Source organism: Mycobacterium simulans, from assembly GCF_900232995.1.
In the GTDB taxonomy this organism is placed as follows: Bacteria; Actinomycetota; Actinomycetes; order Mycobacteriales; family Mycobacteriaceae; genus Mycobacterium; species Mycobacterium simulans.
On sequence record NZ_OCVX01000007.1, the window covers coordinates 97,032 to 112,959 of the forward strand.

16 protein-coding genes are annotated in these 15,928 nt (G+C 65.0%); 8 read left to right on the forward strand and 8 right to left on the reverse strand.

The annotated features are described in order from the left end of the window. Nucleotides 1-9 precede the first annotated feature (9 nt). Nucleotides 10-135, forward strand: a complete 126-nt coding sequence (locus MSIMFI_RS29055; protein WP_263597435.1) for a hypothetical protein — start codon at nt 10-12, stop codon at nt 133-135. A gap of 28 nt (nt 136-163) precedes the next feature. On the opposite strand, the gene MSIMFI_RS22560 is transcribed toward MSIMFI_RS29055, so the two are convergent. The 3 genes from MSIMFI_RS22560 to MSIMFI_RS22570 form a co-directional block, all read right to left on the reverse strand. Further along, nucleotides 164-1,549 carry an NAD(P)/FAD-dependent oxidoreductase gene (locus MSIMFI_RS22560; RefSeq protein ID WP_191499241.1) on the reverse strand — a complete coding sequence of 462 codons (1,386 nt, stop codon included), beginning with the start codon at nt 1,547-1,549 and terminating at the stop codon, nt 164-166. A 160-nt stretch (nt 1,550-1,709) separates the two neighbouring features. Next, complete coding sequence (locus MSIMFI_RS22565; RefSeq protein WP_191499242.1) at nt 1,710-2,633, reverse strand: LLM class F420-dependent oxidoreductase; 924 nt, start codon at nt 2,631-2,633, stop codon at nt 1,710-1,712. Nucleotides 2,634-2,684: 51 nt separating this feature from the next. Next, nucleotides 2,685-3,362 carry an SDR family oxidoreductase gene (locus MSIMFI_RS22570; protein ID WP_191499243.1) on the reverse strand — a complete coding sequence of 226 codons (678 nt, stop codon included), beginning with the start codon at nt 3,360-3,362 and terminating at the stop codon, nt 2,685-2,687. A gap of 260 nt (nt 3,363-3,622) precedes the next feature. Between MSIMFI_RS22570 and modA the strand changes: the two genes are divergently transcribed. The 6 genes from modA to MSIMFI_RS22600 all read left to right on the forward strand — a co-directional run bounded on the left by modA (nt 3,623) and on the right by MSIMFI_RS22600 (nt 8,953). Beyond that, the gene (gene modA, locus MSIMFI_RS22575; protein ID WP_186243269.1) at nt 3,623-4,390 is read left to right on the forward strand and encodes a molybdate ABC transporter substrate-binding protein; all 768 of its coding nucleotides are present in this window, start codon (nt 3,623-3,625) and stop codon (nt 4,388-4,390) included. A gap of 9 nt (nt 4,391-4,399) precedes the next feature. Further along, nucleotides 4,400-5,194 (forward strand): ABC transporter permease, encoded by a 795-nt coding sequence (locus MSIMFI_RS22580; protein WP_191499244.1) that lies wholly within the window; start codon nt 4,400-4,402, stop codon nt 5,192-5,194. A 6-nt stretch (nt 5,195-5,200) separates the two neighbouring features. Further along, nucleotides 5,201-6,346, forward strand: a complete 1,146-nt coding sequence (locus MSIMFI_RS22585) for a sulfate/molybdate ABC transporter ATP-binding protein (RefSeq protein ID WP_191499245.1) — start codon at nt 5,201-5,203, stop codon at nt 6,344-6,346. A 75-nt stretch (nt 6,347-6,421) separates the two neighbouring features. Then, nucleotides 6,422-7,447 (forward strand): alanine and proline-rich secreted protein Apa, encoded by a 1,026-nt coding sequence (locus MSIMFI_RS22590; protein WP_191499246.1) that lies wholly within the window; start codon nt 6,422-6,424, stop codon nt 7,445-7,447. Nucleotides 7,448-7,556: 109 nt separating this feature from the next. Next, nucleotides 7,557-7,856: a GlsB/YeaQ/YmgE family stress response membrane protein gene (locus tag MSIMFI_RS22595; RefSeq protein ID WP_186243273.1), complete on the forward strand. Its 300-nt coding sequence runs from the start codon at nt 7,557-7,559 to the stop codon at nt 7,854-7,856. Between the two features lie 71 nt (nt 7,857-7,927). Beyond that, entirely contained in the window at nt 7,928-8,953 is a 1,026-nt protein-coding gene (locus MSIMFI_RS22600; RefSeq protein WP_396820580.1) for a zinc-binding alcohol dehydrogenase family protein, read from the forward strand. 37 nt (nt 8,954-8,990) lie between these two features. On the opposite strand, the gene MSIMFI_RS22605 is transcribed toward MSIMFI_RS22600, so the two are convergent. The 4 genes from MSIMFI_RS22605 to MSIMFI_RS22620 are packed head-to-tail and all read right to left on the reverse strand — an operon-like array spanning nt 8,991 to nt 13,760. After that, the gene (locus tag MSIMFI_RS22605) at nt 8,991-9,746 is read right to left on the reverse strand and encodes a CPBP family intramembrane glutamic endopeptidase (protein WP_191499248.1); all 756 of its coding nucleotides are present in this window, start codon (nt 9,744-9,746) and stop codon (nt 8,991-8,993) included. A 35-nt stretch (nt 9,747-9,781) separates the two neighbouring features. Beyond that, nucleotides 9,782-10,459, reverse strand: a complete 678-nt coding sequence (locus MSIMFI_RS22610; protein WP_191499798.1) for an MOSC domain-containing protein — start codon at nt 10,457-10,459, stop codon at nt 9,782-9,784. Nucleotides 10,460-10,516: 57 nt separating this feature from the next. Next, entirely contained in the window at nt 10,517-12,898 is a 2,382-nt protein-coding gene (locus MSIMFI_RS22615; protein WP_191499249.1) for a phosphoketolase family protein, read from the reverse strand. A gap of 10 nt (nt 12,899-12,908) precedes the next feature. Beyond that, entirely contained in the window at nt 12,909-13,760 is an 852-nt protein-coding gene (locus MSIMFI_RS22620; RefSeq protein ID WP_191499250.1) for an SDR family oxidoreductase, read from the reverse strand. Nucleotides 13,761-13,819: 59 nt separating this feature from the next. Here MSIMFI_RS22620 and MSIMFI_RS22625 point away from each other — a divergent pair, with 59 nt between their 5' ends. After that, nucleotides 13,820-14,326: a GNAT family N-acetyltransferase gene (locus MSIMFI_RS22625; RefSeq protein ID WP_191499251.1), complete on the forward strand. Its 507-nt coding sequence runs from the start codon at nt 13,820-13,822 to the stop codon at nt 14,324-14,326. 138 nt (nt 14,327-14,464) lie between these two features. On the opposite strand, the gene MSIMFI_RS22630 is transcribed toward MSIMFI_RS22625, so the two are convergent. Then, complete coding sequence (locus MSIMFI_RS22630; protein ID WP_191499252.1) at nt 14,465-15,751, reverse strand: Rv1453 family transcriptional regulator; 1,287 nt, start codon at nt 15,749-15,751, stop codon at nt 14,465-14,467. Nucleotides 15,752-15,928: the final 177 nt, after the last annotated feature.

Sequence of the window (15,928 nt, forward strand, 5' to 3'; positions counted from 1 at the left end):
CCAGCCGAGGTGAACGGCGCCACCGGCGAGGTCCTGGCCGACCTGCGAAAGGGCCAAACCGGCGCCGACGTGTTGCGATATTTCGAACGGATCGACGCCGCAGCCAAAAGGACGTCATTGGCCCTCGGCCCATGAAAGTGACACGACCGAAAGCGCCGCTAACTTAGCTAGCCTTCCAGGCCATCGAGGATTGGGCCTCGGCGGCCAGCTCCGCCAACTGTTCGAGCCGCGTCCGCGCGAACGCCTGCTGGTCGGTAATCGTCAGCTGGCCTCGTCGGGTGCTCAGGAAGGTCACCGTCCAGGACAGCAGCGTGGTGATCTTGGTCTTAAACCCGATCAGGTACACCAGGTGCAACACAAGCCAAATCAGCCAGGCGATAAAGCCGCTGAACTCGAGCGGCCCAATCTTGGCTACCGCCGAGAACCTCGAAACCGTAGCCATCGAACCCTTGTCGAAGTACTGGAAGGGCTCTCGCTCCGTCGGGTCGGCCCCGGCCAGCTCGGCCTTAATGGTGCTGGCGACGTACTTGGCGCCCTGAATCGCACCCTGGGCCACACCCGGCACACCCTCGACGGCGGCCATGTCGCCGACAACGAAGACGTTCGGATGTCCGGGGATGGACAGGTCGGGCAGCACTTGGACGCGCCCGGCCCGGTCAAGCTCGACGTCGGACTGCTCGGCGAGATCCCGGCCGAGCCGGCTGGCCTGGACCCCGGCGGACCACACCTTGCACGCCGATTCGATTCGCCGAATGGTGCCGTCGGAGTCCTTTACCGTGATGCCGTTGCGGTCCACGTCGGTGACCATTGCGCCCAGCTGGATCTCCACACCCAGCTTCTTCAGCCGTGCGGCCGCGCGCTCACCGAGTTTTTCACCCATCGGTGGCAGCACCGCGGGCGCGGCGTCGAGCAGGATCACCCGTGCTTTGGTCGAGTCGATGTGTCGAAACGCACCCTTGAGGGTGTACTCGGCCAATTCGGCGATCTGCCCGGCCATTTCGACACCGGTGGGACCAGCTCCCACGACGGTGAACGTCAGCAGCTTCGCGCGTCGTTCCGGATCGCTCGACCGTTCGGCCTGCTCGAAGGCGCTCAGGATGCGGCCGCGCAATTCCAGCGCGTCGTCGATTGACTTCATGCCCGGCGCAAACTCGGCGAAGTGGTCGTTTCCGAAGTACGACTGTCCCGCGCCGGCGGCGACAATCAGGCTGTCGTAAGGGGTTTCGTAGGTGTGGCCGAGCAACTCCGAGACGACGGTCTGGTTGGCCAGGTCGATGTGGGTGACGTTGCCCAGCAATACCTGGACGTTGCGTTGCTTGCGCAGCACGACGCGGGTAGGCGGTGCGATCTCGCCCTCGGAAATGATCCCGGTAGCCACCTGGTACAGCAACGGCTGGAACAGGTGATGAGTGGTGCGCGCGATCAGCTTGATGTCGACGTCGGCGCGCTTGAGCTTCTTTGCCGCATTGAGTCCGCCGAACCCTGACCCGATGATGACAACTCGATGCCGATCGCCCTGTTGCGCTGTGGGTTCTGGCTGGGGACTCATGTTCCGCTGCTCCTGACGGGGTCTCCTTGACGGGCGGCTGCAGTTAGCTACTGACCCTTTGAGGGTAGTCAATCGCGCCCTCACACGCCCAGGCGCGGGCATGTGTAATTAGCCACACTTACGGAAGCGTCCTGGTCGCAGGGCACCGCTTATCGGGCGCCTACAGACCGAGCAGCGGACGCAGCGCCTCGGCCGCGGTGGTAACGACGCCGGGCGTGTAGCCGTGTGGGGAGAGGTTGATTATCAATCCGTCCACACCGACGTCGAGCACTTTGGTTTGGACTTGCTCGGCGATCTGTGCCGGACTACCCACCACCATGCGCCCGCTAACCTGCTCGGGAAGCTGATCCGGCTTGACGTTCTCATCGATCATCACCGTCAGCATCAAGCTGGTCTCCAGTGTCGTCCTGTCCCTTCCGGCCTCCTCACAGCGGGCCGTCAGCGCCGCCACCTTGCGCGGCAGCTCGTCGAGCGAGGCGACGATGTTGAGATGGTCGGCATAGCGCGCGGCGATCGCGAAGGTCTTTTTCTCGCCGCCGCCGCCGATCAGAATCGGGATCCGGTCGCGGTAGCGCGGCTCGGCCATTGCGGATTCGGTGGTGTACCAGTCACCTTCGAAGGTCGGACGCTCACCCGTGATCATCGGATCGAGGATCTGCAGGGCCTCCTCGAGCCGGTGAAAACGGTCGGTGAAAGTGCCGAACTCGAAGCCGAGCTGGCGATGTTCAAGCTCGAACCAGCCGGCCCCGATGCCCAGGACCGCGCGGCCGGCACTTACCACGTCAAGGGTGGTGATGATCTTGGCCAGCAGAGCCGGATTGCGATAGGTGTTACCAGTCACCAACGCTCCCAGCTGCAGCCGTTCGGTCGCGGTGGCCAGCGCGCCGAGGGCGGTGTAAGCCTCCAGCATCGGATCTTCGGGCGGACCCAGCATGGGCAGCTGATAGAAGTGGTCCATCACAAAGAGCGAGTCGTAGCCCGCCGCCTCGGCCTCACGGGCCTGCGCGATGACCGACGGGAAAAGCTTCTCCACGCCGGTGCCGTAGGAGAATTTGGGAATTTGGAAGCCAAGCCTGATCGCCACGGTATCTACCGTAGTGAAGGGCCCGTCAAACTACAGAAACCGACAAGAGGCTCACGCGAAGTGAGCGAGCGCGCCGTGGCTGACGTGCAACGTTTGGCCGGTGATGTGGCGTGCCGCGGGGGTGGTGAGGAACTTCGTCAGCCGCGTGATCTCGGCCGCGGCAGGCGCGGGTGTGCGCGAAAGTCCTTCGTAGCCGTCCTGGACGCTGCGCCCGCAGGCGACGGCATTAACGGTGATGCCGCGGGTGCCGTACACCTCGGCCTGCCCGCCAACCCAATTGGAGATCGCGGCCTTAATCGCCGCGTCGACGCTGCCCGGGGCCGCGTTTTCCGGTACCACGCTGATGATGGAGCCGCCGGAGCGTAGGTGGTCGCCCACCGCCTGCACGGTGAGCACGGCCGAAAGGACTGTGGCATCGAGCGCGTTGCGCCACGCGGTGGCCGTGTCGGAGAGCGAGTAGGTGCGTGGGTCGCCGGCGTCCCATGTTGGGGCAGGCACGTTGACAATGGTGTCCAAGTGATGGGGGAACAAGCGACGAGCTTCGCTGAGGCTCGCTGGGTCGGTTGTGTCGCAGACGATCGCATCCACGTCGAGTTCCTTGGCAACGACCTCGAGGTCGCCGCGGCGGGCGCCCACAAGAGTCACGTTGTGCCCGTCGTCGCGAACCCCCTCGGCTACTGTGCGTCCTAGATCGGTGTCCCCGCCAGTGACCACAACCTCCACTGCCATGACCTCCTCGTGTTCAACGTTGAACCCAGACCCTGGCGTTCACCAGCGCTTATGCTTCGCACTCGGCGCGTCAAACATCCTTTCGATGGTCGCACACCACAGGAGTGTCGCCTGGGATCTCAGCGTGTTATGGCGTCAATCCCTGTAGATGTTACTGGACAGTAGCTATTTGACGAAACTCCCGACACCACGCCACGCAACCGATTTGCGTAACGGACTGGCAACGGCCTGGCATCCGCCACGGCATTAGGGTTTGACTCATGCGTCGTGTCGGGGTGCTGGCCGGAGTGCTGGTCTGGAGCCTGGTAGCTGGCCTAGTGGGATGCAGTTCGAACTCACAGCCATCGCAGGGCTCACTAACGCTCGTGGTGTTTGCGGCGGCCTCCCTGAAGTCCGCGTTCAATCAGCTCAGCGAGCCATTCAAGGCGGACAACCCCGGCGCGGACATTAGCTTCGAGTTCGGTGGTTCCTCGGAATTGGCGACTCAGTTGAGCCAGGGCGCCACCGCCGACGTCTTCGCCTCGGCGGACACCGCGCAAATGGATACGGTCGCCAAGGCCGGCTTATTGGCCGCTGAACCGACCAACTTTGCGTCCAACACGCTGGTGATCGTCACGGCGCCGGGGAATCCGAAGAAGGTCGGATCGTTTGCCGACCTCGCCAGGCCCGGGCTGAGCGTGGTGATCTGCCAACAGCCGGTGCCATGCGGGTCGGCGACCCGTCGCATCGAAGACGCCACCGGGATCCACCTCAACCCGGTCAGCGCCGAACTCAGCGTGACCGATGTCCTCAACAAGGTCACTACCGGACAAGCCGACGCCGGGCTCGTTTACGTCACCGACGCGCTCAACGCCCGAAGCAAAGTGACGACGGTCAAGTTTCCCCAAGCCGCCGGCGCGGTGAACGTCTACCCGATTGCCGTGCTGAAGAAGGCGCCTCAGCCAACGCTCGCGCGGAATTTCGTGGCCATGGTGATGTCCGAGACCGGTCAACGGATTCTGAATCAGTCGGGCTTCGCCAAACCCTGACAGCCAACCGTGCACCGGCCTACCGATCTGCCCCGCTGGGTCTATCTGCCAGCCACCGCGGGGATGGCCTTCGTGGCCTTGCCGCTGGCCGCGATAGCGATCAAGGTTGATTGGCCGCATTTCTGGTCGCTGATCGCGAGCTCCTCCTCGCAGACGGCGCTCTTGTTGAGCCTGAGAACCGCCGCGGCCAGTACGGTGCTGTGCGTCCTGCTCGGCATCCCGATGGCCCTGGTGCTGGCTCGTAGCCGGACCCCGCTGGTGCGGTTGCTTCGGCCACTGATCCTGCTGCCGCTGGTGCTGCCGCCGGTGGTAGGTGGCATCGCGCTGCTCTACGTGTTCGGCCGGCTCGGGTTGCTAGGACATTACTTGGAGGCCGCCGGCATCAGCATTGCTTTCAGCACCACCGCCGTAGTGCTGGCGCAGACCTTTGTTTCGTTGCCGTTCCTGGTGATTTCCCTCGAAGGCGCGGCGCGCACCGCCGGAGCCGACTATGAGGTGGTAGCCGCGACGCTTGGGGCGCGGCCTAGCACGATCTGGTGGCGAGTCACCTTGCGGCTACTGCTTCCGGGCATGGTTTCGGGAGCGGTGCTTGCGTTCGCTCGGTCGCTGGGGGAGTTCGGCGCGACGCTCACGTTTGCCGGTTCAAGGGAAGGGGTCACTCGCACACTGCCGATCGAGATCTACTTGCAGCGGGTGAGTGATCCGGATGCCGCTGTGGCTTTGTCAATCCTGCTGGTAGCGGTGGCGGCACTGGTTGTGCTGGGACTGGGGGCTCGCAGGCTGACCGGGACCGACACGAGGTAGCCGCCCGTGACCGAACTGCAGCTCCGCGCGGTCGTCGCAGACCGCGGTCTGGACGTGGAGTTCTCCGTGTCGGCGGGCGAGGTGCTCGCCGTGCTAGGACCCAACGGCGCCGGCAAGTCCACCGCCCTTCACGTCATCGCGGGGCTGGTTCGCCCCGATGCGGGCCTGGTGCGTTTGGGACACCGAGTCTTGACGGACACCACCATCGGGGTGCATGTGGCGACGCACGACCGCCGCGTCGGCTTGCTCTTACAGGATCCGTTGCTGTTTCCACACATGAGCGTGGCCGCCAATGTTGCCTTCGGACCCCACAGCCGTCGGAAGCTGTTCCGGTCCAGCCGTGCTCGTGACAGGAAGTCGGCCATGCGCTGGCTGCTGGAAGTGGACGCCGAGCAATTTGCCGACCGCAAGCCGCGGCAACTGTCGGGTGGACAAGCCCAGCGGGTCGCCATCGCGCGGGCGCTAGCCGCTGAACCCAATGTGTTGCTCCTAGACGAGCCGCTGACCGGACTCGACGTGGCCGCCGCAGCGGCAATTCGTGGGGTGCTGCGCAACGTGGTCACTCGCAGCGGCTGCGCGGTAATCCTGATCACCCATGACCTGACGGACGTGTTCACCCTGGCCGATCGGGTGCTGGTGCTCGAGGATGGGAAGATCTCGGAGATCGGTCCGGTGGCCCAGGTGCTCGCCGCACCGCGCAGCCATTTCGGAGCCCGGATCGCGGGCGTCAACTTGGTAAACGGGAGCATCGGTCCCGACGGCTCATTGGTCACGGCGTCTGGACAGCACTGGCATGGCGCGCCGGCCCCGGAGTCCGGCGAAGAGCTTGTGGTCGGGGTGCAGGCGGTCGCGGTGTTCGCGCCGGCGACTGTGGCCGTGTATCAAGATCGGCCGCATGGCAGCCCGCGCAATACCGTCGAGGTGACAGTGGCCGAGCTGGATACCCGCGGGCCCGCGGTCGTGGTGCGCGGCCACGACCAACCCGATGGCGCACCCGGTCTGGCCGCAAACATCACCGTCGATGCCGCCGCAGAGTTACGGCTGACGCCAGGTGCGCGGGTGTGGTTCAGCGTCAAGGCTCACGAGGTGGCGCTGCACCCGGCCCCGGACCGACACGCCCGCTGCTCGGGCCATCTTCGGATCGGTTCCTGATGAACCGCCTAGAAATACCTGTTCGAAGGGCAGGTCATCCTTGCTTCACGGCTGTAACACGGTAGGTTCGTCGCCATGCATGAGGTGGACCCGAATTCGACACGTCGCAAAGGACTCTGGGCCGCGTTGGCGACCGCCGCGGTGACCAGGGCCAGCGCTGCCACCATTGCGTTGCCGGCAACTTCGAGCGCCGACCCGGAGCCGGCGCCCGCGCCACCTACGACTGCGGCCCCTGCGCCCGCTAGTCCTACGGCGGCACCGCCACCGGGCACCGCCAATACGCCGAATGCTCAGCCGGGCGATCCCAACGCGGTGCCGCCGCCGGCCGACCCGAACGCAGCGCCGGCGCCCGTCGCCGACCCCAACGCACCACCGCCGCCCGTCGTCGACCCCAACGCACCGCCGCCACCCGTCGTCGACCCCAACGCACCCGAGCCCGGCCGCGTCACCAATGCCGTTGGCGGATTCAGCTTCGTGGTGCCCGCCGGTTGGGTGGAGTCGGACGCCTCGCACCTCGACTACGGATCGGCGCTGCTGAGCAAGTCGATCGGCGAGCCGCCGTTGCCGGGGCAGGCGCCACCGGTAGCCAACGACACGCGCATCGTGCTGGGCCGGCTAGACGCGAAGCTTTACGCCAGCGCCGAGACCACCAACCCCAAGGCGGCCGTCCGGCTGGGCTCCGACATGGGTGAGTTCTTCATGCCGTACCCCGGCACGCGGATCAATCAGGAATCCATTCCGCTCAACGCCAACGGAATATCGGGCAGCGCGTCCTACTACGAAGTCAAGTTCAGTGATGCATCCAAGCCCAACGGACAGATCTGGACGGGCGTAGTGGGTACCCCGGCGGCCAGCACCCCCAATGCAGGGCCCCCGCAGCGCTGGTTCGTGGTGTGGCTTGGGACGGCGAACAACCCCGTCGACAAGAACGCAGCCAAGATTCTGGCCGAGTCAATCCGACCCTGGACACCGCCACCGGCCCCCGCGCCGGCACCGGGTGAGCCCGCGCCGGTTGCGCCCGCTCCGGTGCCGGGCCAAGCGCCTGCTGGCGGAACCGCACCCGCACCCGCGCCGACACTGCAGCGGAGCATGCCGGCCTAACCGGCCGGGCCTGACAAAACGACGGCCAAATCGTTACACAGACGGGGTATACCGAAGGCACGGCCCGGTATCTGAGCTGGGCTTTGCCAGTGATAGCGAGGAGAGCCCGATGGACGTCATGGCAGCTACTGAATACCTGGCCCGGTCGACAACGCTGACGAGCGTGGGCTGGGTCGGCTACATCATCATCGGTGCTATCGCGGGCTGGATTGCCGGCAAGATCGTCCGGGGCGGTGGAGCCGGCATCCTGATGAACATCGTGATCGGCGTCGTCGGTGCGTTGATCGGCGGCTTCCTGTTGAGCTTCTTCGTCGATACCGCAGCCGGCGGCTGGTGGTTCACGTTGTTCACTGCGATCCTCGGCTCGGTGATCCTGCTCTGGATTGTCGGCATGGTGCGACGAACTTAACGTGCTAACCCGTTGTGGCCCTTGTGATCAGAGGGCGGGAGCAAGGAGCGATGGTGCCGACCACCACTACGATGACGGCGTGGCAGGTCCGCAAGCCCGGCCCGATGGAAACTGGCCCGCTGCAACGAGTTACGACCGACGTGCCGCGGCCCGAACCATCCGAGCTGCTGGTGGCGGTGCACGCATGCGGGGTGTGCCGCACCGACCTGCACGTCGCCGAGGGCGACCTTCCGGTGCACCGCGACGGGGTAACGCCCGGCCACGAAGTGGTGGGGGAGGTCTTGGAAGTGGGCTCAGAGGTGGGGTCGGCGGTGGAGGCCGACGCCGGCGCGGGTTTCAAGGTGGGGGACCGGGTGGGGATTGCCTGGCTGCGGCACACCTGCGGAATGTGCAAGTACTGCGTTCGGGGCAATGAGAACCTGTGCCCAAAGTCCCGTTACACCGGCTGGGATGCGGACGGTGGATACGCCGAATTTGCCACGGTCCCTGCGGCTTTCGCACACCGACTGCCGAGTGGCTACAGCGACAGCGAGCTTGCGCCGTTGCTGTGCGCCGGAATCATCGGATACCGTTCCCTGCTGCGTGCCGAGCTGCCTCCAGGTGGGCGATTGGGCCTCTATGGGTTTGGCGGAAGCGCCCACATCACCGCGCAGGTCGCGTTGGCACAGGGCGCCGAGGTGCACGTCATGACCCGTGGTGCCCGGGCCCGTGAGTTGGCGCTGGAGCTTGGCGCCGCATCGGCACAAGGCGCCGCTGACCGGCCGCCCGTGCCGCTGGACGCCGCGATCCTGTTCGCGCCGGTGGGTGACCTGGTGCTGCCTGCTCTGGCGGCGCTGGACCGGGGCGGCACCTTGGCGGTGGCCGGGATTCATCTAAGCGATATTCCGGTCATGAACTACCAGCGGCACTTGTTTCAAGAGCGTCAGATACGGTCGGTCACGTCGAACACCCGGGCCGATGCGCGCGCGTTTCTCGACTTCGCTGGCCGGCATCGCATCGAGGTCACCACGCCCGAATACCCGCTCGGACAAGCGGACCGCGCACTGAGCGACCTTAGCGCGGGGCGAATCGCCGGGGCGGCTGTGCTGCTGGTGTAGCCGGGTTCAGCTGTAATTCAGCAGGTTCAGCTGGACTTCAACTAGATAGGTGCCAGACCAGCGCGGCGGCCAGGGCACCCATCCCGTTCAGCGACCAATGCAACGCGATCGGTGCGATCAGGCTGCCGCTGCGGCGGCGCAGCCAGCTGAACACGAGGCCTGCCGCGCCGGTGGCCAACACGGCTAGCGTCACCCCCGCCATCATCCCGAGGATTCCGCCGCCGAACAGCCGCGTGAAGCCCACATTGCCACTTGTCAGACCCAACGACGTGCTTACGTGCCACAGACCGAATAGCAGCGAGCCCGCCACAGCGACACCGCGAAATCCCCAGGCCCGGTTCAGCGCCCCGTGCAGCACACCGCGGAAGGCGAGTTCCTCGGGAATGACGGTTTGCAGCGGAATGATGACCATCGAGGCGATCAGCGCGCCGGAGATCGTCGCGTAGTGGTTGTTCAGGAACATCGGCCGGGTCATCGGGAGCAGCACACCGATCGAGATCACCGAGACGACGACGGCCACGGCCGCAAGCGCATATCCCAGGCCCGACTTCCAATGTTCCCGGCCCAGGCCGAGGTCGGCCCAGCCCAGGCCGTTGCACCGGACCAGGATCACCAGTCCGACGGCAGCGGCCGGGACGGTGGCAATACTCGCCCAAACGGTAGTGAAGTGCGCAATAAGGTTGGTCAGCACCAGCACCACGACGACGACGGCAACGTCGACCTGAATTCGGAAGCGATGCAGCGCCGACAGCTGCGACAGCAGCGGATGGGTGTCAGCGGTCGCGGCGTGCATCCCGCAAGTTTACCTGCGGGCGGATCATCGGCCGCTCACTTCGACGGTTGACTCTCCTTCAACGCTAGCCGGCGACGTACGTCTGTCTTGATCTGTGCTGAGAGCGCGTCCGCTGCCAACAGCCGGGGGAGCAGCTCGGGTTCCGACATTCGGGCCCGAAAGACCAGACCGATGGTCACGTCATGATCGGGGCGGTACTCAACCGTGACGGCGTCGCAGGCGCGAACCTTTCCGGGCGAGATCACCCGCAAGTAGGCGCCGGGTTTGCCCGCCTGGGTGAAGGTCTTGATCCAGTGGTTCAGGTTCAGGAACGCGGCGAACGTCCGGCAAGGAATCCTGGGCGCGGAGACTTCGAGCACCAATCCGTCGGTGCCGACCCGCCAGCGCTCACCGATCCGCGCGTTGGTCACGTCGATGCCCAAAGTGGTCAGATTCTCGCCGAACATTCCGTTGGTGAGCGTGCGCTGCAATTGGGCTTCCCATGCGTCGAGATCTTCTCGCGCATACGCGTACACGGCCTGATCGTCACCGCCGTGAACCTTCTGATTGCCGATCGTGTCGCCGACGAGTCCGCTGCCGAGACCACCGTGCATCGGCCCCGGGGCCCGCACCATCACCGCGTCGGTCGTGGCCACCTTGTCGATGCCGGTCAACGTCGACTGCGCGTGCGGATCAGGATTTGTTCGGCCGCGAGCCAAGTTGACCGATAACACCTTGGACACCCGCACAGGCTAGCGCGTTACGTGCACCGCCGCCGTCAGCCGCTCCCGTCATTGCGCTTCCCAGGCCCACCCGCTGATCTGGGGGTCGTCCTCGCCGTGTTCGCGTGTGTAGCGGCGCGCGGCGAGCCGGGCGTCGGCCATCCGCTGACGTAGCACCGCGGCTCGGCTCGCCAACCCCTCAACCCGGTCGATGACATCCATGACCAGGTGGAACCGGTCGAGATCGTTGAGCATCACCATGTCGAAAGGCGTGGTTGTGGTGCCGCGCTCCTTGAATCCGCGCACATGGATCTGCGAGTGATTAGTGCGGCGGTAGGTCAGTCGGTGGATCAGCCACGGATAGCCGTGGTAGGCGAAGATGATCGGCTTGTCGCGAGTGAACAACGCGTCAAATTCCCCGTCCGGCAACCCATGCGGGTGCTCGGAGTCCGGCTGCAAGCGCATGATGTCGACGACGTTGACCAGGCGCACCGCGAGGTCGGGCAGTTCGCGGCGCAGGATGTGGGCGGCGGCCAACGTCTCCTGTGTGGGGATGTCACCCGCGCAGGCGAGCACCACGTCCGGCTCGCCGGTCGCCGTGCTCGCCCACTGCCAGATCCCCAGCCCGCGGGTGCAGTGGGTAATCGCCTCATCGATCGAAAGGTAGGCAAGCGCCGGTTGTTTGCCGGCGACGATGACGTTGATGTAGTCGCGGCTGCGCAGGCAGTGGTCTGCTACCGACAGCAGCGTATTGCCGTCCGGCGGCAGGTAGACGCGCACCACCTCGGCGCGCTTGTTCGCCACCAGGTCGATGAATCCGGGATCCTGATGCGACGCGCCATTGTGGTCCTGGCGCCACACATGTGAGGTCAGCAGATAGTTCAGCGAAGCGATCGGACGCCTCCACGGCAGTTCGCGGCTGGTAGACAACCATTTCGCGTGTTGGTTAAACATCGAGTCGACGATGTGCACGAAGGCCTCGTAGCAGTTGAACAGGCCGTGGCGACCGGTCAGCAGATAGCCTTCCAGCCAGCCCTGGCACAGATGCTCGGACAGCACTTCCATCACACGACCATCGGCGGCCAGGTGTTCGTCGTCGGGCAGGGTTTGCGATAACCAGACCTTGTCAGTCGACTCCAAAACCGCGCCCAGGCGGTTGGAGGCGGTTTCGTCGGGCCCCATGAGACGGAAGCGGTCGAGATTGCGTGTGATCACATCGCGCAGGAACGTTCCCAACACGCGCGTGGCCTCGTGCGTCGCGACTGCGGGTTCCGCGACCGGCACCGCGTAGTCGCGGAAGTCCGGGAGGTCCAAGTCGTGCAACAGCACCCCGCCGTTGGCGTGCGGGTTGGCGCTCATCCTGCGATCACCTTTAGGCGCGGCGGCCTTCAGCTCCGGGCGCAGCGCGCCACGCTCGTCGAACAACTCCCCAGGACGGTAGCTGCGCAGCCATTCTTCAAGCTGGGCACGGTGCGCGGGGTTGTCGTGCGTCCCCGCAAGCGGAACCTGGTGTGATCGCCAGGTGCCCTCCACGCGCTCGCCGTCGACCACTTTCGGCCCGGTCCAGCCTTTGGGGGTGCGCAGCACGACCATCGGCCACACCGGCCGCTCGGTCTGCTCGCCGTTGCGCGCGGCCCGCTGAATTGATGCGATGTCGTCGAACGCGTCATCAAGGGCGGCGGCCAGCTGCTGGTGTGCGATCGCCGGCTCTTCACCAGTCACCGTGATCGGCCGATAACCATGGCCGCGCAACAGCGATTCGAGCTCGGCGTGCGGGATCCGCGCCAACACGGTCGGATTGGCGATCTTGTAGCCGTTGAGGTGCAGAATCGGCAGGACCGCACCGTCGACGGCTGGGTTGAGGAATTTGTTGGAGTGCCAGCTGGCCGCAAGGGGCCCGGTCTCGGCTTCACCGTCCCCGATGACACAGGCAACCACCAGATCCGGGTTATCGAAAGCCGCACCAAAGGCATGCACCAGCGCGTACCCCAGTTCACCGCCTTCATGGATCGACCCCGGAGTCTGGGCGGCGACGTGGCTGGGTACGCCGCCGGGGAAGGAGAACTGCCGGAACAGCTTGCGCAGACCTTCGGCATTTTCTTCGATGCCGGTGTACACCTCGCTGTAGGTGCCCTCGAGGTAGGCGTTGGCGACAAGTCCCGGGCCGCCGTGCCCGGGCCCGGTGACGTAGATGACGTTGGCGTTGCGGTTGCGGATGATCCGGTTGAGGTGGACGTAGATCAGGTTGAGCCCCGGCGTGGTGCCCCAGTGGCCCAAGAGCCGGGGTTTGACGTGTTCGGCGGCCAGCGGTTCGGTCAGCAGCGGGTTGTCCAGCAGGTAAATCTGCCCGACCGACAGGTAGTTGGCGGCACGCCAGTAGGCGTCGATGAGAGCAAGTTCGCTATCGGACAGGGTTGCGGGCGCAGTTCTTGTTGCGGTCTGTGTGCTCATTTGGGTGGCGCTACTCCTCTTCACCGCGAGCCCGCGCCTCATAGGCCCGGCGCTTAGCGACATCGACGTCATCGGTGAAAACGTGTTCGCCGCCGAGTATCCGGTTCAGACCCTCGGCAAACGCGCGGGGCATGAACTTCTGGGATACGACCATCGCACCAGCCGCTTTGGTGACCCGTACCCGAGGCTTGGGGCGAACGATGAGCCCGACGATCGCGTCAGCAATGTCGGAGGGGTCGGCATTCTTAAATCCCTTGGCTCCCGCGGTGCCAGCGGTGAGTTCGGTGTTGACGAAGGTTGGCAACACCGCTGAGAACATCACGCCCGCCGAGCGGTACTCGAGTCTGGCCGAGTCGGTGAACGCGAGCACCGCGTGCTTGCTGGCGCAGTAGGTCGCCAGCCCGACGATGTGGAGTTCGCCAGCAAGCGAGGCGACGTTGATGACGTGTCCGGATCCGCGAGGAACCATGCGCTGCGCCGCCAGCTTGCTGCCCAGGATGACGCCATAGACGTTGATGTCCAGGATGCGTCGGGTGACCGCGTCCGGCTCGTCGACAATCCGGCCGACGGGCATGATCCCAGCGTTGTTGACCAGCACGTCGATCGGGCCAAGTTGGCGCTCGACCTGGTCGAGGAATTCCGAAAACGAATTTCGGTCAGTGACATCGAGTTTGCCGTACACCTCGAGGCCGAGGTCGGCGCCCGACTCCTTCACCGTCGCCTCGTCGATGTCGCCGATCGCTACCTTGGCACCCAGTTTGTGCAGCGCGGTCGCCGTGGCCAGTCCGATTCCCCGTGCGCCGCCGGTGATCACAATTACTTTGTCCCGAACCTTGAGACCAATGGATGCCGTGTCTGCCATGCAGCAAGCACAGCATTCGACGTCACGGCCGCGCAATCTCGGCGGTCGATACTGCATAGGTGACTCTGGTGCGATGGGCCGTTCCGGAAGACGCGCTCGACGTGGCCCGAGTGCACGTCCGATCGTGGCAGTCGGCCTACCGAGGGCTTATTGCTCAGGACTACCTCGACAGCCTGAACCCTGAAATCTGGGCCCGCCGATACACCTTTGGACGCAGGGGGATTCACATACCATCCACCATGGTCGCGGTCGATGGTGCTGCGATCTGCGGCCTGGCTACCACGGGCCTGTCTCGGGACGAAGACTTGCCGAATTTCGGTGAGCTGATGGCCCTCTACGTCGATCCCGGATACATGCATTCCGGAGTTGGGCGTTTGCTGATCACCGCCGCGCGGAAGCAGCTGGGGAGGGTCGTCGTGAAGGCGTCGCTATGGGTGCTCGACAGAAATGTCCGGGCTCGGCGGTTCTACGAGCGCGACGGGTGGTGGTTCGACGGGACACGCCGGACCGCGACGTACGGCAGCGTGCCACTGGAAGAAGTGCGCTATCGACGCGCGCCCGTCTAGTCACGGCGGAATCCGGCCACAGCACCCGCGGGTGGTTCACACCCAACACGAATCCCCTTTTGGGAGACGTGCCGTTGTGCCCGCATCCAGGCGACAAACGGGGTGTTGCTGACTCTGACGAGCTCGCAGACGGCTCAATCAGCGGTCCGAGGGGACCTCCGCCAGCACGCTGTTGTGGTGAGGCTCGGTGGGAACCTGCACGGGGTCGCTGGCTTTATACCCGCGCCACCGTAGCGCTTCTAGCGCGACGCCAACACGGACCGTGGTGTATTCAAGGGGACGGGGAAGAAGTCGTTCGGCGGTGGCGAGGCGATGCAACAGGGTATTGCGGTGGATGTAGAGAGCCTTGGCGGTCCGGGACGTGTTGCACTGCTCATTGATGTAGGTCAACACCGTTGCGTGCAGTGTTGGGCCGGCCGACTCGAACTCTCCAAGGGTGTGCTTGATGAAGTTGCCGGCGGCGGGGTTTTGCGTGAGCAGCGCAACCATCTCAACGTCGTCGAAGCAGGCAATCCGTTGCGGTGACTTCAGTCGAGCCAGCATGCGTTGCGTGGTGAGTGCGTCGTTGTGGCTGCTCCGGAAGCCGTCGATGCCTTCGGCCACGCTGCCGATTGCGATGCGCGTGTGCGGCGCGAGATCGAGTGCCTGGTGAACCCTGCCTAGGTCGTACGTGACGATGTCTCCCAGCCATACCCAACGAGTCGCACTGCTGGCGAACACTGTTAGCGATTGCGGGCTTTCCATGGCTTGGCCGAGCGCGTCCGCGGCTTCGTCAACACCGTGGTGGTTGCTGTCGGGGTCGTCGGACCAGATGATGGCGGCAATGTGGGATCGGTTCAGCGAATAACCCAATTGGACTTCGGCCCGGTCAAGGTCGTCGGTTGCGCCGTCGAGGATGAGCTCGACGAACTTACGACGTTCGGCGCGTAGGTCGCGGGTCAGCGCGTCGTGTTCTTTCTCCATCCGCGCGGTGAGCCTGGCAAGCGTGGCGTCCACATATTCGTTGGCAGTCAGGAAGGGTGCGTCGATCAGGTCGCGCAATTCGTGAGGGTCAGAAGTGAGTCCGAACGCGATTTCCGTCCAGCGCCGTAAGGCCACATTGTGTCCGATCCGGTAGATCTCAAGCGCCAGCGTATCGAGACCGCGCCGCACCAGTTCGCGCGCCATGTGCAGCTGTTCGTCGCCGAGGTGCGGTGGCACCGGGGCGCCGGGGTCACGCAAGTGGGCCGAGGCGAAGTGGACCAGGTTAGCGCGGTTGCTGCGGCTGACGACTGCGGCTAGCTCAGGGTCATCGGCGATAGACGGGTGGGCGGCTAGCGTGGCGCGGTCCAGGTCTTCGAGCCATTCCGGACTGGGATTGAGGGCTATCCACGAACCCTCGCGAATCAGATCGCGAACTCGCGGTGAGAACTTGCGCCGACTCACACGGCGATCGTAGAGCAGCTGTGCATCTTTTACAGCGAGTCGGGATACCGAGACGGATATTGCTGGGCGTTGGGCATATAGGTTTTGGTGCCGGAGTTGGCGGTGGTGGCGGCGGACTCGCCGGGCCGATGGGCGCACCCGGGCCGAATGACCCGGTGCGTTCGGCTCGATGTTGAG

What these genes read in the sequence shown, in the direction of transcription:
- MSIMFI_RS22560 (WP_191499241.1), bottom strand. Translation starts at nt 1,549, where the DNA reads ATGAGTCCCCAGCCAGAACCCACAGCGCAACAGGGCGATCGGCATCGA.
- MSIMFI_RS22570 (WP_191499243.1), bottom strand. Translation starts at nt 3,362, where the DNA reads ATGGCAGTGGAGGTTGTGGTCACTGGCGGGGACACCGATCTAGGACGC.
- modA (WP_186243269.1), top strand. Translation starts at nt 3,623, where the DNA reads ATGCGTCGTGTCGGGGTGCTGGCCGGAGTGCTGGTCTGGAGCCTGGTA.
- MSIMFI_RS22590 (WP_191499246.1), top strand. Translation starts at nt 6,422, where the DNA reads ATGCATGAGGTGGACCCGAATTCGACACGTCGCAAAGGACTCTGGGCC.
- MSIMFI_RS22595 (WP_186243273.1), top strand. Translation starts at nt 7,557, where the DNA reads ATGGACGTCATGGCAGCTACTGAATACCTGGCCCGGTCGACAACGCTG.
- MSIMFI_RS22600 (WP_396820580.1), top strand. Translation starts at nt 7,928, where the DNA reads ATGACGGCGTGGCAGGTCCGCAAGCCCGGCCCGATGGAAACTGGCCCG.
- MSIMFI_RS22605 (WP_191499248.1), bottom strand. Translation starts at nt 9,746, where the DNA reads ATGCACGCCGCGACCGCTGACACCCATCCGCTGCTGTCGCAGCTGTCG.
- MSIMFI_RS22615 (WP_191499249.1), bottom strand. Translation starts at nt 12,898, where the DNA reads ATGAGCACACAGACCGCAACAAGAACTGCGCCCGCAACCCTGTCCGAT.
- MSIMFI_RS22620 (WP_191499250.1), bottom strand. Translation starts at nt 13,760, where the DNA reads ATGGCAGACACGGCATCCATTGGTCTCAAGGTTCGGGACAAAGTAATT.